Genomic DNA, 20,970 nt, shown 5'->3' on the forward strand with positions numbered 1-20,970 from the left:
TAAGTGACGGATATTAGCCGCGAGTCGATTGTGGCAATTCGGCGACCAGACGCAGCGAAGCGGTCAGTTCATCCAGTTGGTAGTGCGGACGCAGGTAAGTCACAGCCTTGTAAACGCCCGGTTTGCCTGGCACTTCAAAGACCTCGGCACGCGCTTCGCGCAGCGGGAACTTGGCCTTGGCCTCCTGGCTGGCGGTGTCATCCAGCAACACGTAGCTGGACAGCCACTTGTTGAGGAACAGCTCGACGTCCTTGCGGGACGCGAAACTGCCGATCTTGTCGCGCATGATCGCTTTCATGTAGTGAGCGATACGCGAGGTCGCGAAGATGTATTGCAGTTGCGCCGAAAGACGGGCGTTGGCGTTGGCAATATCGGTGTTGTACTGCTTTTGCTTCTGGGTCGACTGAGTGCCGAAGAACGCGGCGTAGTCAGTGCCTTTGCAATGCACCAGCGGGATGAAGCCCAGGTCCGACAGTTCTTTCTCGCGACGGTCGGTGATGGCAATTTCAGTCGGGCATTTGAGCGCGATTTCGCCGTCATCGGTCTTGAACGTGTGAGTCGGCAAGCCTTCGACCAGACCACCGCCTTCAACACCGCGAATCGCCACACACCAGCCGTAGCGGGAGAATGCGTCGGTCACGCGAGTGCCCAGTGCGTAGGCAGCGTTCATCCACAGGTATTTGTTGTGGTCACGGCCATCGACGCTTTCGACAAAGTTGAATTCTTCGACTGGCGTGGTATCCGGGCCGTAAGGCAGGCGACCCAGCACGTGCGGCAGGGTCAGGCCGACGTAGCGGGAGTCTTCGGACGCGCGGAAGGACTTCCACTTGGCGTATTCGACGGTGTCGAAGATCTTCGCCAGATCGCGAGGGCCGGCCATGTCAGTGAACGAGTCCCAGCCGAACAGTTCAGCCGAGGCTGCCGAGATGAACGGCGCATGGGCGGCGGCGGCGACGTGGGAGATCTCTTCCAGCAGGTACATGTCTTCCGGGCTGCGGTTGAACTCGTAGTCACCCAGCAACATACCGAACGGCGCACCACCGAAGGTGCCGTACTCTTCTTCGTAGATCTTCTTGAACAGTGCGCTCTGATCGAATTCGGACGAGGCCTTGAGGTCGCGAACCAGGTCTTTCTTCGATGCATTGAGCAGATGGATCTTCAGCGTGGTGCTGGTCTCGGTCTGGTCAACCTGATATTTCAGGCCGCGCCACGAGGCTTCCAGCTGCTGGAACTCACGGGCATGCATGATCTCGTTCATCTGCTCGGAGAGCATCGCATCGATTTCAGCGATACGTGCGTCGAGCACGGCAATCAGGTCCTTGCTCGGCGTCATCTCGCCTTCCAGGACCTGGGCCACGAGTTCGCCGATCAGGTCGCGGGTACGGGTGCGCTCGGTTTCGGAGCGCGCAACGCGGCTTTCGGAAATGATGCTGTCGAGCAGGGAGGATTGCGGGGCGAAGTTTTCAACTTCAACCAGAGCAGCGTCCTGCTGAGTCACGGTTTGCTTATCGGTCATCGTCAGGCTCCTCCTTACTCTTTGCTATCGGTGGCTGGAACGGCGGCTTCGCGACCGAATTCCTTGCCCAGGGTTTTGAGCTTCTCAGTGTTCTGCAGCACGTCCATCAGCAGCTCTTCAAGCTTGTCGTTGCCACCCATCTTGTTGCGCAGGTCAGCCAGCTTGTTACGCACTTCCAGCAGCTTGCGCAGCGGCTCGACCTGGCGGACGACGTTTTGCGGCTCGAAGTCCTCAAGGGCATTGAAGTTCAGCTCGACACCCAGCTGTGTACCGTTCTTGGCCAGCGTGTTGTCGACGCGATACGCCAGGCGCGGCTTGATGCCTTTCAGGACGCCATTGAAGTTGTCGCGATCAATGAAGATGAACTTGCGATCCTTGAGCTTGGGCAGCGGCTCCAGCGGATTGCCGGAAAAATCACCCAAAACGCCTACAACGAACGGCAGCTCTTTCTTTTCCTGAGCATCACCGATATCCACGTCGTAGGTGATATGGACCCGAGGCGCGCGAACGCGGTCAAGTTTGTGCTGGGTACTTTCCTTCTTCGCCATCGTCATCTCCTGTGCGAGCAACTCGCTGCAAGTCGTTTGCGTACCGGGCCTGCTGCAGGCCAGGCGCGATTAGAGTCCTTCAATCGTCAGCAAAAGGCGCTGACGGATTTCATCGTTCATTTCCAGAATGTTTTCGTGTCCGACCAACTCTTCGAAGCTTGTGTTGCCTGCGATCTGTGTGCTGTTGCGAATGACCGATTCATCCGGCAGCTCGGAGCGCACAGGTGAACTGATCACGCAAAACGGCAGATCGCCGAAGTCTTTCAAACGCTCGAAACTGACCGGAAAGCGCAGCCCTTCAAACAGGCGGCTCATGCCCGGCGACTTGCTGAGGCAATAGAACAGCACCAGATAATGCACAACGTAGCGATACAGCTCTGCGCTGCTGCGATTAGGGTCCTTGATCACTTTGCGAAACTGCGCCAGATCGAACGAATTGAAGCCCACCACCCAGCGAACCGGGCTGGTGATGCGAATGGTCTGCCCGCTTTGTGACAAGACCATGTCGTATTCGAGTGGAAACAGCTCAGGCGTCGTGCTGATCAGGTTCAGTGGCACTTCCAGTTCATTGACCAGCTTGAACGGCTCAGCCGAGGCAATGCGGTCATAGAGCTCTTTGAGCTCCTTGAAGTGGTGCTGGGTCTCGCGACCGCTGCTGCGTTGCGCGCCCTGCAGGTATTCACCGAAGAACGTCTGCGGGCGTATCAGCAGCGCAAGGGTCGACAGATAGTCGGACGCCTGCACCTTGAGTGCGTCGGAAATAGCGCGCGTCTGTTTGCGCAGCTTGATCAATGCTTCTATATCGAACGTCTGAGTCATCGGTACATCGTCCTTGAACCCTTCACGACCGCTTCCCGGATCAGACCGGGGACGGGAAAGGGTTGCGAGTTTCTCGACTGCACACCTGCTCACAAAGTGGTTTTGACGTGTGAATCACTGCAAAACGCACTGACATAATGAGGGAGGGTTGTGTACTGGCATATAGGTATCGTATAGCCAGCAATGTGGTCTATGGCAGTACTTTTGGTAGGAAAGTTCCTACAGACGGTAGATATTTTCTCGGATTTGTTACAGTAAGCAATGATGCCCATATGCTATCACGTTATCGCATTACATCTTGAATATAACCGTAGGTACTGATTTCAAAGGGTTTAGCGGACTTATCCCGATCCATTTCCAGCGCTAAATTAAGCGCAGAAAGATGAAGCGATTCATCTGCTGACAATTATTTCTGAGCCTCTAACGCGGACACGCTAAAAAGCGCAGTGGATTTCCCTTGAAAAAGATGATGGCATCGCCGGGCGCCCTTTACCGCTGCTGGAAGGTGGGGCAGCGCACTGTGTTGTGACTTGCCCGGACGGACGACCTTGTTACATCTTCGGCCGGATCGCGGTATAACGCCGCCAGCGCACCACCGCTCTACAACCACGCAATCGCCTACGGCGTTTTGTCTCATGGACCTTGTGCGCGCTAAGGACGGCCAGCGGCACGCACCTCTTGAGCCAGCCTCATGAAAATCTACAAGCTCATTGCTGTACTCATTTTGTTGCCCCTGGGCCTGAATCTTGTCGGTGTCTGGCAATTGCAGCGCAGTGTCGACAACACTCAGCGCCTGACCGAGATTCAAGCCGAACTCCTGCATGCCCGTCCCTATTTCGAAAAACTGGCCAGATCGCCCAGCGCCCTGACGCGAACAATCGAGATAGACGGAGAAAACATCAGTATCTCGATGGCACTGGCTCGTCTCGAAGAGGCAGAAAAGGGCCTCGACACGGTGGTGGTGCTGGGTCACGTCACCACCTGGCTGGCCAGGGCTGTCATCGCGCTGGGCCTGCTGGCTGCGCTGGTCGGAGGTGTCGGGCTGGCAGGGCTCAAGTGGGCCGGCTCGCGCGCGCTTCATTCGCGCGAGCGATTGCTGCACACGTTCAGCCGGGTCAGTCGCATTCTGCCCTTTGTGTTGGTGGGGCACATCGTTGCGATGGGCGCAGCAGTGTCTGCCATCCTCAGTTTTGAAGCCTTGGGCCTGTGGCATGCGGGCCGCATGGCTGCGGGCGAGCTCAAATTGATCATCGTCGTGTTGATGGTGGTCGCCGCGTGCCTGTATTCGATCTGGCAGATGGGCAAACAATTGCGCGTCATGCTGCGCATGTTCGAACCCACCGCGATGCAGGTTCTGGGACGGGAAGTCACGCCTGACGAGGCACCGGTGCTATGGGCTGATGTCCGCGACCTGGCCGGGCGGCTCGGTGCGCTGTCACCGGATCACATCGTGCTGGGCATGACCGAGGGCTTTTACGTCACGTCGAGCGACGTCTCTCTTCAGCCATCCGAAGTCACCCTCAAGGGCCGTACCCTGCATGTGCCCATCATGTACCTGGGGCTGATCGATGCTGCCGAAACCCGTGCGGTGATCGGTCACGAGCTGGCGCATTTTGCCGGTGAGGACACTGAATACAGCCTGCGCTTTCTACCCATTTACGATGGCATCGGTCGCAGCCTGGGCGTGATCGCTGAAACCATGTTGTTCAGCGATGTACTTCAGCGCACGATCTTGCGTCCGGCCTTCATGCTGGGCATTTACTTCCTGGAGAGCTTCGATCACACCGTCAACCACTGGAGCCGTGTGCGGGAACTGGCTGCTGATGCGGCCGGTGCGACACTGGCGGGCAATGCGGCTGCCGCCTCGGCGCTGGTGCGTATCTCGGCGATTGACCCGCTGCTGCAAGAACGTGTTTACCTGCACATTGCTCATGCCACCAACCCAGAGCCCGGGCAGGTGCTGACCAAGGACCTGCCGACCAGCGTGCTGCATGAACTGGCCGATCAGACGCTGGCGCTGCCTGAAGAAGAAATGGCCATTCAGTTACCGCACCCGTCAGACACGCATCCCTCCAATGGCGAGCGCGTGGCGGCCCTGCACGTCGCTGCCGATGAAGCGATCCGCGCAGGCACCCGACCGGTGATTGCAGCCCAGGCCTGCGCTGCTATGGATCACTATTTCATCGACCCCCAGGCGCTGCGCGTCCGCCTCACCGAGGACTTCATGTGTCATCAGGTCGCCCATGACGCGGAGCTGGTGACCGAACTACGCACACGTGCCAACAGCGTCAGCGGTGACGTCGCCTTGCATGAAGGCGCTCGTCTGCGGGGGATACTGTTCCTGATCATACTGACCCCTTTGCTGATACTGGGCATCGTCATGATGGTCAAAGGGCTGTCCTCCCACCAAGGGCTTACAGAGAAGCGAAATGACTTGTTGATTGCAGCGGGGATCCTGATGTTGTTCGCGGCCCTTCTGCTGCCCTTCGCCCTGCGTTTATGCTTGCGTGCCAACAAGACCGCCTTGGTGCTGACTCCGGATCACTTTGTGTTCGCCAACCTGAAGTCCCCCATTCCTGTTCAGCACATCGCTGATTTCGATCTGCATGTCGCTTATGGGGCATTTTTAACCTTGCACCTGGACGACGAGGCGCCCTTGCCCGAACGAGCGTCACGTTCATTCTCTTCACCGAACGCGAAAGTCTTCAAGAAGAAGCGCCGCGTTGTTCTGATGCTGGCGCAATTCTGCCGGGATGGGAAAAAGCTGAAGCCCGACGAGCTGGGCCAACTGATCGCGGACTACGTGAACGCTGGCGTTGCACGGCGCCTGCTGGAGCAGCGTTTCACGAAGGTTTAGAAGGGGGGGCGGTGTACCGCTCGACTTTTCTGCGGGCAACAAAAAACCCGCCGAGGCGGGTTTTTCCAAGACCATCCCGACTCCCTGTCGGCTGCCTCCAAGGCAATGGTCGATCATCCTTGATCGTGGTGAACTCCTGTTCACCACTTGATGGATCCAATCTTACGAGGCTTGCCCCGGGTCGGAAATAGCCAACTTCCTCCAGCGCGTGTAAGCCTTTCGCTATAGCTCATCGAGTCGCCTCGGAGAGCGGGTCGGGCAGCCGGGTATCCTGGCGTCAGAAAAAAAACCTGATCCGGCAGATGGGTCGAAGGCAAAAATCGCAGGCATAAAAAAACCCGCCGAAGCGGGTTTGTACCAAGACCATTCCAACTCCCTGTCGGCTGCCTTCCCGGCGATGGTCGATCGTCCCTGATCCTGGCGAACTCCTTGTTCGCCAGTTGTTGGATCCAATCTTACGGTGCATACGAGGGGCGCAAAATAGCCAAATTACCTTTTTGCGTGTAAGCGATTGGCTATAAGAGCGTAAGGTTTCTCCGAATATTCGTCTGTGCATCCCCGCCCAGAAAGCCTCAATCACCGCTATGAGCCCCAGCCTGCAAGGGCTCGCGTTGACCGCTAGGGCGTAAACGTCGCCGCTATGTCGCAATAGCGCTGCTCGGCGTTTTTGCTCTCTTCATCACGATTTCGGGCGGCGCGGCGGGTCCATTCCCGGCATTCCTCCCTGAAGTTGACCTGCGCCGCCTTACGGCACTCTCGGCGCTCCAGTGAGTGAATGGCGAAGTTCTGGCACACGCTGTCGGCGTCGATGGTGTTGCCGTACACACGCCATTGCGCACGGTAACGATTGCGGCCATCCCACTCGCGGATGGAGACCGTCGCAACGCTGTAGGGCCTGGAGGAACGAGCGGGGCTGCGGGTTGCATTGGCCTTGAAATCGGCCATGTAGTCTGCGGACACCATGCCTTTGGCCGTTTCCGCCTGAGTTGGTCGAGGGATCTGGCCGAATCGGCAGTTCAGTACGCTCTCATCAATCACGTTGCCGTTCTTTATGCAGGTGTCCAGAGGCTGAACGTTAACCGGCGGGTTCTGAGTGCCCGAGACGGGCAGAAGGTCAGAAGGCCTGCCTGATTGCGCGGGCGGAGAACTGGCGGCTGTTGCGGGTTCTCTGTCGATCACGGTCACCGGTGTTTCTGCCGGCGAGTGTTCGATAAGCGGCTCAGGCGCAGCTTTGGGGCCTCGCTGGTGGGAGGCGACCATCCCGGCGATGCATCCGGCCACGATCAGGCCTGCCAGCCACAGTGCGTAGGGGCGGGATCGACGAGGCTGAACCAGACGTTTTCGGCTGGGGTGCGAACCCAGCACCACATCGACCTGGCCCGGCACAAGGCGCTGAATACGGATAACCCCGTCGTCCTCGGATTGCTGTGTGGAATCCATTCCTGCTCCAGATCAAGCGTTATGTGGAGGTAAGCACGGCGTCTTCTGGTGACGCCGCTGGCATGAAATCTCAAGTTTATCGGCTGTGCGCGGTGTTTCTGTAACGCATTGACGCTATGTGCGGCAAGCCTGGCGCGCTAAGGTTGTGACCGTTTTGTTGACTGATGGAAGAACCGCGAATGCACCAGCGTCTTGAACAGGTTTTTGGATACACGCAGTTCCGGCCGGGGCAGGAGGCGGCCATCAGTGCTGTGCTGTCGGGGCGCTCGGCGGCGGCGATTTTTCCGACCGGTTCAGGCAAGTCGCTGTGCTACCAGTTACCCGCGTTGATGCTGCCGCATTTGACGCTGGTGGTTTCGCCGTTGCTGGCGCTGATTCAGGATCAACTGGCCTTTCTGCACCGTCACGGCATTTCGGCGGCGAGCATCGATTCGGCGCAGAGCCGGGATGACGTCGCTGACGTGATGGCCAGGGCGCGCTCCGGGGAGCTGAAAATCCTCATGATCTCGGTCGAACGGCTCAAGAATGAGCGCTTCCGCAATTTCATCGCCCAAGTGCCGATTTCCTTGCTGGTGGTCGACGAGGCGCACTGCATCTCGGAGTGGGGGCATAACTTTCGGCCCGATTACCTGAAGCTGCCGGACTATCAGCGCGAGTTCAATATCCCCCAGACCTTGCTGCTGACCGCGACCGCGACGCCGCAAGTCATCATCGACATGCAGGACAAGTTCGCCATCGCCCCTGACGATGTCATCACCACCGGTTTCTACCGCGCCAACCTGCACTTGTGGGTCAAGCCGGTCAGCGGGCGTGACAAGCGACGGCGTCTGGTGGAATGGCTCGGCGAGCGGGCGGGGCAGCCGACGATTGTTTACGTCACGCTGCAAAAGACCGCCGAGTACATCGCCGCCCACCTCGAACAGAACGGGCTGCCGGCCAGTGCCTACCATGCGGGGTTGCCCAATGATCAGCGCGAGTCCATCCAGAAGCGGTTCATGGGCGGCAGCCTGAATTGCATTGTGGCGACCATCGCGTTCGGAATGGGCATCGACAAGAGCGACATCCGCAACGTGGTGCATTTCGACCTGCCCAAGTCCATCGAAAACTACAGCCAGGAAATCGGCCGGGCAGGGCGCGACGGTGCGGCTTCCGACTGTCTGGTGCTGGCCAATCGCGACAGCCTCAACGTGCTGGAGAACTTTGTGTACGGCGATACGCCAGAGCGCGAGGGGATTGCGCGCGTGCTGGAGGATTTGCTCAACGCGCGCGCTGACGGGCAATGGGAGTTTCTGCTCGGGCCGCTGGCCGATCTCAGCAACATTCGTCAGTTGCCGCTCAAGACATTGCTGGTGCAGCTGGAGCTGCGCGGGATCATTGCCCCGCGTTACGCTTACTTTGCGGAGTACCGTTTCAAGTTCCTGCTTCAGCCGCATGACCTGATGGCGCGTTTCGAAGGCGAGCGGCAGCAGTTCGTTCAAGCGCTGATTGATACGTCCAGCCGGGCGCGGACCTGGGCCACGGTCAACTTTGACGCGATGTATCAGCAATACGGTGCCGAGCGAGGGCGGGTGGTCAAGGCGCTGGATTACTTTCAGGAAAAGGGCTGGATCGAGCTTGAAAGCAAACAGATGACCGAGGTGTACAGCCTGTTGCGCAGCGATTTCGAGCCCCAGGCCCTAAGCGCCGAGCTGCACGACTATTTTGCCCATCACGAGGCCACCGAGGTGGCGCGCATTCACACCATGCTTGACGTGTTTGCCAGCGATCAATGCCTGACTCATCGGTTGGCAAGCTACTTTGGCGATCTCAATGCGCCGCAGCAATGTGGCCACTGCTCGGTCTGCCACGGCGACGTCGCATACCTGCCCGAGCCGCCCGCATTGGAACCGCTGGAAAGCCGCGACTTTCAGCAGGCCTGCGCAGACTTTATCCACAAGCATCAGGACTACACCGGCCAGTTGCCCAGTGCGGAATGCCTGACGCGTTTTCTGTGCGGCATCAGTGTGCCGTTGTTCACCAAACTAAAGGCCCGCGCCACCACCGGGTTTGCGGTGCTGGAGGATTACCCCTATGCGCAGGTGAGGGCGTGGGTGCAGGCGAGGCTTTAAAACGAAAACCGGCCGCTCGAGAGCGGCCGGTTGCCATACTTCAGCGCATCAGCGATCAACGATCGTGGCGACGATGACCATGGTGTTTCGGGCGATGGCCGTGGCCACGGTAATCGCGACGATCATCACGGCCGCCGCGATAGCGACGGTCTTCACTGCGGCTTTCGTTGCCCATGTAATTGCCGAGCGCAGCGCCACCGCCCCCGCCTACGGCTGAACCCACCAGGCTGCCGGTGTTGCCGCCCACGCTGCGGCCCAGCACGTTACCGCCTGCCGCGCCCAGGCCGCCGCCGATGGCGGCTTCTGTACGATTGCGGCGATCTGCACCCACCGCGCCACCGGCTGCGCCACCGACGCCTGCGCCAATCGCTGAACCGGTGCTGCCGCCGATCTGTTGACCGACAACCGAACCGAGTACCCCACCCAATGCTCCGCCTACGCCTGATTCAATATTGCCGCCCGCAGAGGCTGCACCACTGATCAAGGTAAGAGACAACAACAGTATCGAGGAATACTTCATGTATGGAATCTCATAGGGATGACGGCGCGATATTGGTGTCAAGTGAAGAATGTAGCAATTCAAATCCGACGAGTAACACGTTTGCCACAAATAAGCCTAAGTGCCTGTTTTGGTTAAGGAACTTAAATCATAAAACGCAGTCTTAGCTGACTTGCAAAAGGCCCGTTTCAACTGAAACGGGCCTTTTTTGTGGGCAACTGAAACGGCGACGGGCATCAGACGATACGTGCTGATTCTGCCGACCGTTCCAGACGAATCGCGACAAACTTCGACGTTGGCGTGCTGCTGCCATCGCCGACGCTTTCCAGCGGCACCAGCGGGTTGACTTCCGGGTAGTACGCGGCAGCCTGACCGGCCGGGATGTCGAACGGCAGCAAGGTGAAGCCCTTCACGCGACGCTCACGGTTATCGCTCCAGATCGAGATCAGGTCTGCTTTCTGGCCCGGCTGGAAGCCCAGTCGAATGATGTCGGCTTCGTTGACGAACAGCACGTCGCGCTGACCTTTGACACCGCGATAACGGTCGTCCAGGCCATAGATAGTGGTGTTGTACTGATCGTGAGAGCGCATCGATTGCATGATCAGGTCCGGAATCTGCCCGGTCGAACTGATGCGTTCATGGATCAGGCTCAGCGGCAGCGCGTTGGACTTGAAATTGGCGCGAGTCGAAGCGGTGTTCCAGCGACGGGCGCCGGCGGCGTTGCCCAGGTAGAAACCGCCTGGGTGTTTGACGCGTTCGTTAAAGTCCTTGAAGCCCGGAATGGTGTCGGCAATCAGGTCTCGAATGCGGTTGTAATCCTCTACCAGCCACAACCAGTCCACCGGCTTCTTGCCCAGTGTCGCGTTGGCGATGCCTGCGATGATGGCGGGCTCCGAACGCATGTGCTTCGACAGCGGCTGCAACTGGCCGTTGGAGGCGTGAACCATGCTGAACGAGTCCTCAACCGTGACCGCCTGCGGGCCTTGAGCCTGGACGTCGATATCGGTACGACCGAAGCACGGCAGGATCAACGCGTCTTTGCCGTGGAACAGATGGCTACGGTTGAGCTTGGTGCTGATCTGCACCGTCAGGTCACAGTTGCTGAGCGCTTCGGCAGTGCGGTGGCTGTCCGGGGTGGCCTGGGCAAAGTTACCGCCCAGCGCGATGAACACCTTGGCGCGACCTTCAGCCATCGCGTGAATGGCTTCGACCACGTTATGCCCGTTGTCACGTGGCACTTTGAACTGGAAGCGCTTTTCCAGGGCGTCCAGCAGAAACACCGGCGGGCGTTCGTTAATGCCCATCGTGCGGTCGCCTTGCACGTTGCTGTGACCACGAACCGGGCACAGACCTGCGCCTGGACGGCCAATGTTGCCGCGCAGCAGCATCAGGTTGGCGATTTCCTGGATGGTCGCCACCGAGTGACGGTGCTGAGTGATGCCCATCGCCCAGCACATGATGACGTTCTTGCCCTTGGCGTACATGCGCGCAGATTGCTCGATGTCGGTCAGGGGCAGGCCGGACTGCTCGACGATCTCGTCCCACGACGTGTCATCGATGGCCGCCAGGTAATCAAGCACGCCTTCGGTGTGTTCGTTGAGGAACGCGTGGTCAAACACCGACGCCTCGTTGGCCAGCTGTGCTTCGCGCTCCCATCGCAGCAGGAACTTGGCCATGCCGCGCAGCAAGGCCATGTCGCCACCCAGCGCAGGACGGAAGTAAGCGGTGTTGGTCGGGCGGTCGCCGTTGGTGAGCATCTCGACCGGGTGCTGCGGATGCTGGAAGCGTTCCAGGCCACGCTCTTTGAGCGGGTTGACGCAAACCACCTGTGCGCCACGCTGTACCGCTTCACGCAGAGGTTCAAGCATGCGCGGGTGGTTGGTGCCAGGGTTCTGGCCGAGGACAAAAATGGCGTCGGCGTGTTCGAAATCATCGAACGTCACCGTGCCTTTGCCCACGCCGACACTTTGTGACAGCGCGACGCCACTGGCTTCGTGGCACATGTTCGAGCAGTCAGGGAAATTGTTGGTGCCAAAAGCACGCACGAACAACTGGTACAGATACGCCGCCTCGTTGCTTGCACGGCCCGACGTGTAGAACTCGGCCATGTTGGGGCTGGGCAGGTTGTTCAGGTGCTTGGCGATCAGCGAGAACGCATCGTCCCAGCTGACAGGTTTGTAGCGGTCGGTTTCGGCATCGTACGCCATCGGCTCGGTCAGGCGACCCTGATACTCAAGCCAGTAATCGCTCTGTTCCAGCAGCGCGCTGACGCTGTGGCGGGCGAAGAAGGACGGGTCAACGCGGCGCTTGGTGGCCTCCCAGTTGACGGCCTTGGCGCCGTTCTCGCAGAACTTCACCATGCCGCTTTCCGGCGAATCACCCCACGCGCAGCCCGGGCAGTCAAAGCCGCCGTTCTGGTTGGTCTTGAGCATCATGCGCAGGTTCTTCAGCGCATTGTCGCTGCCCAGCCAGTGTTGCGTCACGCTGATCAGTGCGCCCCAACCGCCTGCCGCACCTTTGTATGGCTTGTAGCGAGGGGTAGGTGTCTTGTCGGCTTGGTGATGAGTGCTCACGGTTGAATCTCCATCGCAGGGCTATAGACCCGCGGCGCACTGTGCTGCGGCAGGTGAATTAAATTGAGGTTATGACGGCGCGCCCATTGCAGGGCGAGGCCGGTGGGCGACGACAGGCTGACCAGTGTCTGAATGCCGGCGCGTAATACTTTCTGAATCAGTTCCAGGCTGCAGCGGCTGGTCACGATGGCCACGCCGCCGTCCACAGGAATGTCCTGACGGATCAGCGCGCCGATCAATTTGTCCAGCGCATTGTGCCGCCCGATGTCTTCGCGGCCCAACAGCAATTGGCCGGCGCTGTCCATGAAAACCGCGGCATGCACCGCGCCGCAATGGCGGCCAAGGGGCTGGAATTCGCCGATGCGCTGACGCAGGCCTTCCAGCCATTGAATCGGCGGCAGAGGCGCGCCGGGCAGCACGTTCAGTTCAGGCAGCGCCTGCTCGACCGCTTCGACGCCGCACAGCCCGCAACCGCTGGTGCCCGCCAGTTGCCGACGCTGCTGTTTGAGTTCCCAGAACGCGCGGCTGGCGATTTCGACTTCAGCCTGCATCGCCGAGCCACACCCGCTGAGCTTGAAATCGTAAATTTCATCACGCGAAGCAATGATGCCGCTGCCGAGGCTGAAGCCAACGATGAAGTCTTCCAGATCGGTCGGGCTGACCAGCATGACGGCCTGGCTGATGCCGTTGTAGGCAATGGCCAGTGCCACTTCTTCGGCCAGCGCATTGCGTGCAGCATCCTGCCCCTCGAGGTTCGAGTAGCTGTAGGTCTGACTTGCTTCAGGGGCTGGCGCGGAAACGGGCGCCGAGCTGACCTTGCGCGTGACGTGCATGGGCTGAGTACCGGCAGATTGACATCTGCAAGACTAGGCGTCTTCTTGGCTATCGTCTAATCGCTAATGCTGATGCGCCGATAGATGACGTCGATCAGCACTTCAGCGAGGGATTTCTGCAACCAGCGCAAAACAGGCTTCAGCCAGCGCGGAACGCGGCGCGCTGCGGCGCATGATCAGGCCCAGCCGGGCCAATGTACGTGCGTCGGCAATCGGGTGCAGGTGCAAATGTTCGGTGAGCGTTTCCAGGCCGCCATCAAGCGGCATGATCGCGCAACAAAACCCGCCGTGTACGGCCTGCAGCAACTGATGAACGGCATCGGTTTGTATCAACGGGTGAGGCTGCAGGTTCCGGCTATGGAAGTTGTGGTCGATGGATTGCCGAAAATGCATGCCGCTGGTCAGCATGCCCAAGGGCAGTTCGACCAGGTCTGCCCAGCTCAGCGGTGCGTCGCCGAAGGAGAAATGCCGACGGTCGTACAGCAGGCCCATGCGCGTGTCGTCCAGGGTCAGCGAGTCGAAGCGCTCGCTGTCCAGTCGCTCCAGGTAGGAGACGCCCAGATCGATACGGTTGCTTGCTAGTTGTTCCAGCACTTGCTCGGAGCTGAGTGAAGACAGTTCGAAGCGCAGGTTGGGATGCATCTGGTGCAGGCGATGCAGCAATGGCAACGGATCGAAGCTCGACAATGGCACCACGCCCAGGCGCAGCGTGCCGACCAGATGGCCCCGGCAGGCGGCGGCTTCAGCCTGTAAGCCGTCGTAAGCAGCCAGCACTGTGCGTGCCCACGCCAGCACGCGTTCGCCGGGCGCGGTGAAACCTTCAAAACGCTGGCCCCGGTTGACCAGCGGCAGGCCAAGCTCTTCTTCCAGATTGCGTAGACGCATCGACAGCGTCGGCTGAGTAATATTGCAGCGCGCAGCCGCTTGGCCGAAGTGCCTCGTTTCATCAAGGGCGATCAGAAATTTAAGTTGCTTGATGTCCATAGTCACTCCGGTGGGCCGTCCAGACAGCCGATTCTACGCATTCAGGCTGGTGGATGGTCGAGCAGCCCCTTGATCAGTTCCCGATAATCATCCACCGCAGCGAATTCTTCAGTGTCTTTGGGGCCTTTCTGGCTGTTGGGCTGGCTGACGGCCAGCAGATGGGAAACGCCGAATTGCCGGGCGCTGCGCAGCACCGGCAGGGTGTCGTCGATGAACAGGCTGCGCGCCGGATCAAAATCGGTCTCGGCCTGCAGTGCATCCCAGAATTGCTGGTTTTCCTTGGGAAAGCCGTAATCATGGGAACTGATCATGCGCTCGAAATAAGGCGCCAGTTCGATGCGCTCCATCTTCAGCGACAGTGAATCGCGGTGCGCGTTGGTGATCATGATCACGCGTTTGCCAGCCTGTTTGATCGCCGCCAGGAAGGTCTCCGCATCCGGGCGCAATGCGATCATGTGCGCAATCTCCCGTTTCAGATCGCGCACCGACAGCTTCAGTTCGGCACTCCAGAAATCCAGGCAGTACCAGTTGAGCGTGCCCGCGTTATTTTCGAACAGTGGCTTCAGCTCAAGCCAGGCCATAGCGAAACTGATACCGTGCAATTCGGCATAGCGCTGTGGCAAATGCTGCATCCAGAAGTGTTCGTCGTAATGCAGGTCGAGCAGCGTGCCGTCCATATCCAGCAGGACGGTGTCGATTTCGCTCCAGGGCATGGAAAGCATTCTGGCCTCGTCAGGGGTTGATATCGGTTAAGCATATCCGACACAGACATCGGGAAAAGCTCGGTATAGTACCTCGTTCATGTAAAGGAGCCTGTCATGCGTCAGAAACCTACCGTACTCGCCCGCGCCATCGTCGCCAGCAGTCGTCTGTTCCGCGTTGAAGAGCTGCAATTGCGCTTTGCCAATGGCGTCGAGCGGACTTATGAACGCCTGGCCAGCAAAGGCACAGGCCCCGGCGCGGTAATGATCGTGGCGATGCTCGATGCCGACCACGCCGTGTTGATCGAAGAATATTGCGGCGGCACCGACGAATACGAGCTGTCCTTGCCCAAAGGCTTGATCGAGCCAGGCGAAGACGTGCTGGCGGCCGCCAACCGTGAGCTCAAGGAAGAAGCCGGTTTTGGCGCACGACAACTGGAGCTGTTGACCGAGTTGTCCCTTTCGCCGGGTTACATGAGCCAGAAAATTCAGGTTGTACTGGCGACCGATCTTTATGAAGAGCGTCTGGAAGGTGACGAGCCCGAGCCGATTCGGGTTGACCGGATCAACCTTCGGGAGCTGTCGAGCCTGGCGCAGAATGCCCAGTTCAGCGAAGGCCGTGCGTTGGCCGCGCTGTACCTTACCCGTGACCTGTTGACCCAGCGTGGACTGTTTCAGCCATGACCGATTCGTTACAAGACCTGCCCCATCCGCTGCTGGCTCCGGTTATCGATCTTGTTCGCCTGGCCGGAGAAGTGATCCTGCCGTTCTGGCGCGCCAACGTGACGGTGACCACAAAAACTGACGACTCACCGGTGACTGCCGCCGATCTGGCCGCTCATCAGGTGTTGGTCGAGGGCTTGCAAAAGCTTGATCCAGGCATTCACGTGCTGTCCGAAGAGGACGCCGACATCCCGCTCAGTGAGCGTGCGAGCTGGGAACGCTGGTGGCTGGTCGATCCGCTCGACGGCACCAAGGAGTTCATCTCCGGCAGTGAAGAATTCACCGTAAACGTCGCGCTGATCGAGCGGGGGCGTGTGGTGTTCGGCGTGGTCTCGATGCCCACCAACAACCGCTGTTATTTCGGTGGCGCCGGGCTGGGTGCCTGGCGCAGCGATGACATTGATCACTGCGAGCCGATTGTAGTGCGCAATCAGCCTGGTGAAGGGCAGACCTTTACCGTGGTCGCCAGCCGTCGCCATTCCAGCCCGGAGCAGGAGCATTTGCTGGCCGGTCTGGCGAACGGACTTGGTCCGTTGCAATTGACCAACATTGGCAGTTCGTTGAAGTTTTGCTTGCTGGCCGAAGGCGCTGCGGATTGCTACCCACGACTGGCGCCGACCTCGCAATGGGACACGGCAGCCGCGCAAGGCGTGCTTGAGGGGGCGGGAGGCGCAGTGCTGCAACTGGACGGCAAACCGTTCAGCTACCCGGCACGTGAATCGCTGCTCAACCCGTTCTTTCTGGCGCTGCCGGCCAACGCCGAATGGCGCGACAAACTGCTGGTATTGGCACAGTCCTGAAGCCGTTCACACCAGGGTAAGTTCACTTTGGGGAGTGAGCTTGCTCACGAAAGCAATAGCCCAAACAACGCCATTTCCGGGGCCTGTGCCGGCCTCTTCGCGAGCAGGCTCGCACATAAGCTTCGTCAACCCTGCGGATCGCGAAGACGATAGTTCAGACGATGAATTTTCGTGCGCTGGCTTCACCGATGTAACACAAACTGCCCCACAAACCGCACGGCCTGTTCGTCGCTGTCCTGCGCCGTAATGCAGGTGTGCAAGGTCAGGCGGGCGCGGCCTCGGCGTTGGTAGGTGGTGATGAATTTTTCCCACTGTGCCGCCTCTGGCGCATCGCACCGGGCAATGGCATCGCTGCGCACCGGCAGTGGATAACTGATCTGCCCGTCCTGAATCACGATATGCCCGTCGGTGATTCCCGCTTCGTGCAGCCTCAGGTGTAACCAGCCCCAACCGGCCAGCACTGCACCGCAATACAGACTGCCGCCGAACAGCGTGCTTTTGTGGTTGACGTTGGGTGCCAGCGGCAGGTGCAGACGCAGCGTGTGGTGGTGCCAGTCGATCACGCGCATGCCCATCTCGCGGGTCAGCGGAATGTCGTGGTGCAGCACTGTTTCCAGTTCGCGGGCCGCCTCCTCTTCAGGCTCAATCGGCGTCATCGGAGCCTCCGCTGTTGTCGCCGAAATTCAGGCCGTGCTTGCGCAGTTTGTCGTGCAGGGTCTTGCGTGGCACGCCCAGCGCTTCGGCCAGGCTGCGCACCGAACTGTGCGGACGAGCCAGCTCCGCCGCAATCAAGGCCCGCTCGAAGCTTTCTACCTGATCGCTCAAACCTCCGCTCGGCGGCGGCGCCTGCTCTGCATCACCACCTTCCAGCTCCAGTTCCAGACCCAGCGCAAAACGTTCGGCGGCGTTTTGCAGTTCGCGGACGTTGCCCGGCCAGTTATGACGCAGCAACAACGCCCGCTGGCCCGGCTTGAGTTCCTGCTTGGGAATGCCGTGGCGCATGCTGGCTGCGTCGGCGTAATGCTCGAACAGCATCAGCGCATCTTCGCCACGCTCGCGCAGCGGCGGTATGCGCAACGAGGCCACGTTCAGCCGGTAATACAAATCCGCCCGGAAGCGTCCCTGATCAGCCGCCTGACGCAGGTCTTCCTTGGTCGCCGCAATGATGCGGATATCCAGCGGGATCTGCTGATTACTGCCCATCCGCTCCACAACACGCTCCTGCAGCAGGCGCAGCAACTTGACCTGAACGTCCAGGCTCATGCTCTCGATTTCATCGAGAAACAGCGTGCCGCCGTTGGCGAATTCGAACTTGCCGATGCGCCGCTTTTGCGCGCCGGTAAACGCGCCAGGCTCATGACCGAACAGCTCGCTCTCGACCACCGATTCGGCCAGCGCCCCGGCGTTGATGGCCACGAACGGGCCGCTGCGGCGGTTGGACAGATCATGCAGGGCACGGGCAACGACTTCTTTACCGGCGCCGGTTTCGCCAAGAATCAACACGTCGGCGCGCGTTCCGGCCAGGGCGCCAATCTGTTCGCGCAGACGCAGAATGGACGCCGACTGGCCAATCAGCCGGGTGCTCAATTGCTGACGATCACTCAGGGCCAGGCGCAGGCTGCGGTTATCCAGCACCAGACGACGCAGGGCCAGAGCACGGCGCACGCTGTCGAGCATGGCATCGCTGGCGAAGGGTTTTTCCAGAAAGTCGTAGGCCCCGGCGCGCATGGCTTTCACCGCCAGCGGAACATCGCCATGACCGGTGATCAGCAACACCGGCAGGTCAGGGTCCTGCTGGTGAAGCTGGTCGAGCAGTTCCAGCCCGTCCATGCCCTGCATGCGGATATCGCTGACCACCACGCCCGGCCAGTCGCGACCGATGCGCTCGGCAAGGCCGGTGGCTTCAGACAGCGACAGCACGTTCAGGCCGGCCAGGTCCAGTGTCTGGCGCAGGGCCTGCCGCAGGTGCGAGTCGTCGTCGATCAGCACCACCTGAATCTGGCTGTCGATGGCTGTGTCCGAACTCATGCAGAAAGGTCCTCTGGCGGTTGAAGGTTGGCCCCGGAAGCACCGGCACACAGGCGCAGGGTAAGCACGGCGCCGCCGCTCGGGTGATTGGCGAACAGTAATTCGCCGCCCAGCGCGCGCATCAGCGTATCGCAGATCGCCAGACCCAGTCCGAGGCCCTGGGTGCGGGTCTTGGTGGTGAAGAAGGGTTCGCGAGCCCGCGCCAGGGCTTCCTGAGAAAAGCCGGGGCCGTTGTCACGAATGTACAGGTTGACGCCCTCGACGGTTTGCTCGGCACTTATCCACAGCCTGCGCGGCGGGCCTTTTTCGGTGAGGGCATCCAGTGCGTTGGCCAGCAGATTGCCCAGTACCTGACGCAGCCGCGTTTCGCCGGCCTGCACCCACAGCGTCGCATCAGGCAAATCCCGGATCAGCTCGACTTCCATCGCACGCCGACGTTTGGCCAGCAACGCCAGTGCATCGTCCAGCGCCGGTTGCAGCGCCACACTTTCAGGCGCGTGGCGGTCTCGTCGGGCGAAGGCGCGCAAGTGAGCGATGATCGAGGCCATGCGCCCGGTGAGTTCGCTGATCAGTTTGAGGTTGCCACGCGCCTCATCGGTGCGCTGATGATCAAGCAGCACTTCGGAGTTCTCCGCGTAACTGCGGATGGCGGCCAAGGGTTGATTCAGCTCATGGCTGATGCTCGCCGACATGGTGCCGAGCGCGGTCAGTTTGCTGGTCTGGACCAGTTCGTCCTGGGCCTGCACCAGTTCCTGCTGCGCCTGTTCGCGCTCCAGCACTTCCTGGCGCAGACGACTGTTGAGGCCTTCCAGGTCGCTGGTGCGCTCGATCACGCGCATTTCCAGCTCGCGCCGGGCCTTGGCCTCGAAGGCGATGCGGTCCAGGTAGTGGCGACGACGCTGCATCATCAGGCCCAGCAGCAGCATCAACACCAGAAGCGCCGCGCCGCCAATTGCCACCACTGTGCGAACCTGGCGGTCGAGCAGCGCGCGGGGTGCCAGAATGTTCACGTTCCAGCCGGTTTCTTCGATCGCCTGGGTCTGGGTCAGCCAGGCGTGTTCATCAATCCTCAAGGGGCGTGGGTCACGGGTCGGGTAGGACTGGATCGCAACGATGGCCTTTTTCTCGTCATCGGTCAGGTCACGGGTCGCCCGAAAGCGCCATTCAGGGTTGGACGTGAGGATCACCACGCCATTCTGATCGGTCAGCAGCAGTTGCTCAGGCGTCTTGCCCCACAGTGTCTCGGTATGGTCGAGATCGACCTTGACCACCAACACGCCAATGACCCGCTCGCCATCGCTCACGGGGCCTGCGAAAAAATAACCGCGCTTGGCGGACGTGGTGCCCAGGCCGAAGAAACGACCTGTTCTGCCTGCCAGCGCATCGATGAAATAGGGCCGGAACGAGAAATTGCGTCCAATGAAACTGTCTTTCTGGCCCGAATTCGACGCCGCCAGGGTCAAGCCGTTGGTGTCCATCAGGTACATGACGTCGGCGCCGGTCTGCCGTGTGATGTCGCTGAGCAGGTGATTGGCGTTTTCCAGCGTCGTAGCCTCTTTCGGCGCCGCCAGCGCGCCCCGCAACGCCGGCAGGTTGCCGAGAATCTGCGGCAGGGTTTCGTAGCGGTGCAGCGTACCGAGCAGGTTGGCGACGTACAGGTCGAGGGTCTGGCGATTCTGGTTGGCCAGCACGTTGCGGTAATAGCGCTCGGCCAGGTGCTCAAGCGGCCACAACAGCGGTGCCAGGCAAATCGCCAGAAGGGCAAGGCTGCGCCAGCGGGGGCGGGGCGGCAAAGCAGGGGTCATGGTCATCGATTGGCTGTCGCCGAGTGGTTGACGATGCGTGCCGACGACAAAGCCGCAGCAGGCAACAGGAACACCCGGTCGATCCTGACGTGGGCATCAGGCGCGTATTATGCCCGCCGCCGACCTATCCGGCACCCCGACAATTGGCCGGGCTGCCAGAGGTCACCGGCTCAAGGGAACAGGTCGGCTTCTTTCAGGCTTTTGCCTTGCTGATCCTTTTCGGACAGGCTGGGTTTGCCGAAGAACTCCCAGTTGATAGCCAGGTCCGGGTCGTTCCAGGCAATGCAGCGCTCGGCCGACGGCGTGTAATAGTCGGTGGTCTTGTACAGGAATTCGGCATGCTCGCTGAGCACCACGAAGCCATGCGCAAAGCCTTCCGGCACCCACAACTGACGAGCATTTTCAGCAGACAGCTCTACAGTGACCGATTTACCGAAGTTCGGCGAGCTGCGACGGATGTCCACTGCAACGTCGAGCACCTTGCCAACGGTGACACGTACCAGTTTGCCCTGCGCGTTTTCAATCTGATAATGCAGGCCGCGCAGAACGCCTTTTTGCGAGCGTGAGTGGTTGTCCTGCACGAACTGCCGGGTCAGGCCGGTGGCTTCCTGAAAAGCCCTGGCGTTGAAGCTTTCATAGAAAAAGCCTCGTTCATCACCGAATACCTTGGGTTCCAGAATCAGGACTTCCGGCAATGTTGTGGCTACTACGTTCACGTGACTTCCCCTGCAATCTT

At 60.0% G+C, this 20,970-nt stretch carries 17 protein-coding genes; 4 read left to right on the top strand and 13 right to left on the bottom strand.

What is annotated here, in order from left to right; genetic code table 11:
• Positions 1-13 precede the first annotated feature (13 nt).
• The 3 genes from tssC to BW686_RS19150 all read right to left on the bottom strand — a co-directional run bounded on the left by tssC (position 14) and on the right by BW686_RS19150 (position 2,883).
• Positions 14-1,516: a type VI secretion system contractile sheath large subunit gene (gene tssC, locus BW686_RS19140; RefSeq protein WP_084919086.1), complete on the bottom strand. Its 1,503-nt coding sequence runs from the start codon at positions 1,514-1,516 to the stop codon at positions 14-16.
• Between the two features lie 14 nt (positions 1,517-1,530).
• Positions 1,531-2,064 carry a type VI secretion system contractile sheath small subunit gene (gene tssB / locus BW686_RS19145; protein WP_002551425.1) on the bottom strand — a complete coding sequence of 178 codons (534 nt, stop codon included), beginning with the start codon at positions 2,062-2,064 and terminating at the stop codon, positions 1,531-1,533.
• Between the two features lie 69 nt (positions 2,065-2,133).
• On the bottom strand, positions 2,134-2,883 hold the full coding sequence (locus tag BW686_RS19150; RefSeq protein WP_002551426.1) for a hypothetical protein: 750 nt from the start codon (positions 2,881-2,883) through the stop codon (positions 2,134-2,136).
• A 691-nt stretch (positions 2,884-3,574) separates the two neighbouring features.
• Here BW686_RS19150 and BW686_RS19155 point away from each other — a divergent pair.
• Positions 3,575-5,740, top strand: a complete 2,166-nt coding sequence (locus BW686_RS19155; RefSeq protein ID WP_084919087.1) for a M48 family metallopeptidase — start codon at positions 3,575-3,577, stop codon at positions 5,738-5,740.
• A 618-nt stretch (positions 5,741-6,358) separates the two neighbouring features.
• On the opposite strand, the gene BW686_RS19160 is transcribed toward BW686_RS19155, so the two are convergent.
• Complete coding sequence (locus BW686_RS19160; protein WP_084919088.1) at positions 6,359-7,180, bottom strand: hypothetical protein; 822 nt, start codon at positions 7,178-7,180, stop codon at positions 6,359-6,361.
• Positions 7,181-7,359: 179 nt separating this feature from the next.
• Here BW686_RS19160 and BW686_RS19165 point away from each other — a divergent pair, with 179 nt between their 5' ends.
• On the top strand, positions 7,360-9,288 hold the full coding sequence (locus BW686_RS19165; protein WP_179149316.1) for a RecQ family ATP-dependent DNA helicase: 1,929 nt from the start codon (positions 7,360-7,362) through the stop codon (positions 9,286-9,288).
• A 55-nt stretch (positions 9,289-9,343) separates the two neighbouring features.
• On the opposite strand, the gene BW686_RS19170 is transcribed toward BW686_RS19165, so the two are convergent.
• From BW686_RS19170 to yrfG, 5 genes are all read right to left on the bottom strand, one after another.
• Positions 9,344-9,808, bottom strand: a complete 465-nt coding sequence (locus BW686_RS19170) for a glycine zipper domain-containing protein (protein ID WP_084919090.1) — start codon at positions 9,806-9,808, stop codon at positions 9,344-9,346.
• A gap of 215 nt (positions 9,809-10,023) precedes the next feature.
• A complete protein-coding gene (locus tag BW686_RS19175; RefSeq protein WP_084919091.1) occupies positions 10,024-12,360 on the bottom strand; it encodes an FdhF/YdeP family oxidoreductase in 2,337 nt (778 codons plus the stop codon).
• Positions 12,357-13,193 (bottom strand): formate dehydrogenase accessory sulfurtransferase FdhD, encoded by an 837-nt coding sequence (fdhD, locus tag BW686_RS19180; protein WP_084919092.1) that lies wholly within the window; start codon positions 13,191-13,193, stop codon positions 12,357-12,359. The genes BW686_RS19175 and fdhD overlap by 4 nt, the downstream gene beginning before the upstream one ends.
• 102 nt (positions 13,194-13,295) lie before the next feature.
• The gene (locus tag BW686_RS19185; protein WP_084919093.1) at positions 13,296-14,177 is read right to left on the bottom strand and encodes a LysR family transcriptional regulator; all 882 of its coding nucleotides are present in this window, start codon (positions 14,175-14,177) and stop codon (positions 13,296-13,298) included.
• Positions 14,178-14,218: 41 nt separating this feature from the next.
• Complete coding sequence (gene yrfG, locus BW686_RS19190) at positions 14,219-14,899, bottom strand: GMP/IMP nucleotidase (RefSeq protein WP_084919094.1); 681 nt, start codon at positions 14,897-14,899, stop codon at positions 14,219-14,221.
• Between the two features lie 96 nt (positions 14,900-14,995).
• On the opposite strand from yrfG, the gene nudE reads away from it, so the two are divergent.
• Both nudE and cysQ read left to right on the top strand, forming a co-directional pair.
• A complete protein-coding gene (gene nudE / locus BW686_RS19195; protein ID WP_084919095.1) occupies positions 14,996-15,562 on the top strand; it encodes an ADP compounds hydrolase NudE in 567 nt (188 codons plus the stop codon).
• Positions 15,559-16,401 (top strand): 3'(2'),5'-bisphosphate nucleotidase CysQ, encoded by an 843-nt coding sequence (gene cysQ / locus BW686_RS19200; protein WP_084919096.1) that lies wholly within the window; start codon positions 15,559-15,561, stop codon positions 16,399-16,401. Before nudE ends, cysQ begins: the two co-directional genes overlap by 4 nt.
• 182 nt (positions 16,402-16,583) lie before the next feature.
• Here the strand turns inward: cysQ and BW686_RS19205 are convergent, their stop codons facing one another.
• From BW686_RS19205 to rfbC, 4 genes are all read right to left on the bottom strand, one after another.
• A complete protein-coding gene (locus tag BW686_RS19205) occupies positions 16,584-17,057 on the bottom strand; it encodes a YiiD C-terminal domain-containing protein (protein ID WP_084919097.1) in 474 nt (157 codons plus the stop codon).
• The gene (locus BW686_RS19210; protein WP_084919098.1) at positions 17,044-18,429 is read right to left on the bottom strand and encodes a sigma-54-dependent transcriptional regulator; all 1,386 of its coding nucleotides are present in this window, start codon (positions 18,427-18,429) and stop codon (positions 17,044-17,046) included. The genes BW686_RS19205 and BW686_RS19210 overlap by 14 nt, the downstream gene beginning before the upstream one ends.
• A complete protein-coding gene (locus BW686_RS19215) occupies positions 18,426-20,234 on the bottom strand; it encodes a sensor histidine kinase (RefSeq protein ID WP_179149317.1) in 1,809 nt (602 codons plus the stop codon). The genes BW686_RS19210 and BW686_RS19215 overlap by 4 nt, the downstream gene beginning before the upstream one ends.
• A 170-nt stretch (positions 20,235-20,404) precedes the next feature.
• Positions 20,405-20,950 (bottom strand): dTDP-4-dehydrorhamnose 3,5-epimerase, encoded by a 546-nt coding sequence (gene rfbC / locus BW686_RS19220; protein ID WP_084919100.1) that lies wholly within the window; start codon positions 20,948-20,950, stop codon positions 20,405-20,407.
• Between the last annotated feature and the right edge of the window lie 20 nt (positions 20,951-20,970).

Source organism: Pseudomonas syringae, assembly GCF_002157375.1.
Lineage (GTDB): Bacteria > Pseudomonadota > Gammaproteobacteria > Pseudomonadales > Pseudomonadaceae > Aquipseudomonas > Aquipseudomonas syringae_T.

Bases quoted from the DNA above. Each gene is read 5' to 3' on its own strand.
- nudE (WP_084919095.1), top strand. From the start codon at position 14,996: ATGCGTCAGAAACCTACCGTACTCGCCCGCGCCATCGTCGCCAGCAGT.
- BW686_RS19155 (WP_084919087.1), top strand. From the start codon at position 3,575: ATGAAAATCTACAAGCTCATTGCTGTACTCATTTTGTTGCCCCTGGGC.
- BW686_RS19205 (WP_084919097.1), bottom strand. From the start codon at position 17,057: ATGACGCCGATTGAGCCTGAAGAGGAGGCGGCCCGCGAACTGGAAACA.
- BW686_RS19215 (WP_179149317.1), bottom strand. From the start codon at position 20,234: ATGACCCCTGCTTTGCCGCCCCGCCCCCGCTGGCGCAGCCTTGCCCTT.
- tssC (WP_084919086.1), bottom strand. From the start codon at position 1,516: ATGACCGATAAGCAAACCGTGACTCAGCAGGACGCTGCTCTGGTTGAA.
- BW686_RS19150 (WP_002551426.1), bottom strand. From the start codon at position 2,883: ATGACTCAGACGTTCGATATAGAAGCATTGATCAAGCTGCGCAAACAG.
- cysQ (WP_084919096.1), top strand. From the start codon at position 15,559: ATGACCGATTCGTTACAAGACCTGCCCCATCCGCTGCTGGCTCCGGTT.
- BW686_RS19185 (WP_084919093.1), bottom strand. From the start codon at position 14,177: ATGGACATCAAGCAACTTAAATTTCTGATCGCCCTTGATGAAACGAGG.
- BW686_RS19160 (WP_084919088.1), bottom strand. From the start codon at position 7,180: ATGGATTCCACACAGCAATCCGAGGACGACGGGGTTATCCGTATTCAG.
- BW686_RS19210 (WP_084919098.1), bottom strand. From the start codon at position 18,429: ATGAGTTCGGACACAGCCATCGACAGCCAGATTCAGGTGGTGCTGATC.
- yrfG (WP_084919094.1), bottom strand. From the start codon at position 14,899: ATGCTTTCCATGCCCTGGAGCGAAATCGACACCGTCCTGCTGGATATG.
- BW686_RS19165 (WP_179149316.1), top strand. From the start codon at position 7,360: ATGCACCAGCGTCTTGAACAGGTTTTTGGATACACGCAGTTCCGGCCG.
- fdhD (WP_084919092.1), bottom strand. From the start codon at position 13,193: ATGCACGTCACGCGCAAGGTCAGCTCGGCGCCCGTTTCCGCGCCAGCC.
- BW686_RS19170 (WP_084919090.1), bottom strand. From the start codon at position 9,808: ATGAAGTATTCCTCGATACTGTTGTTGTCTCTTACCTTGATCAGTGGT.
- tssB (WP_002551425.1), bottom strand. From the start codon at position 2,064: ATGGCGAAGAAGGAAAGTACCCAGCACAAACTTGACCGCGTTCGCGCG.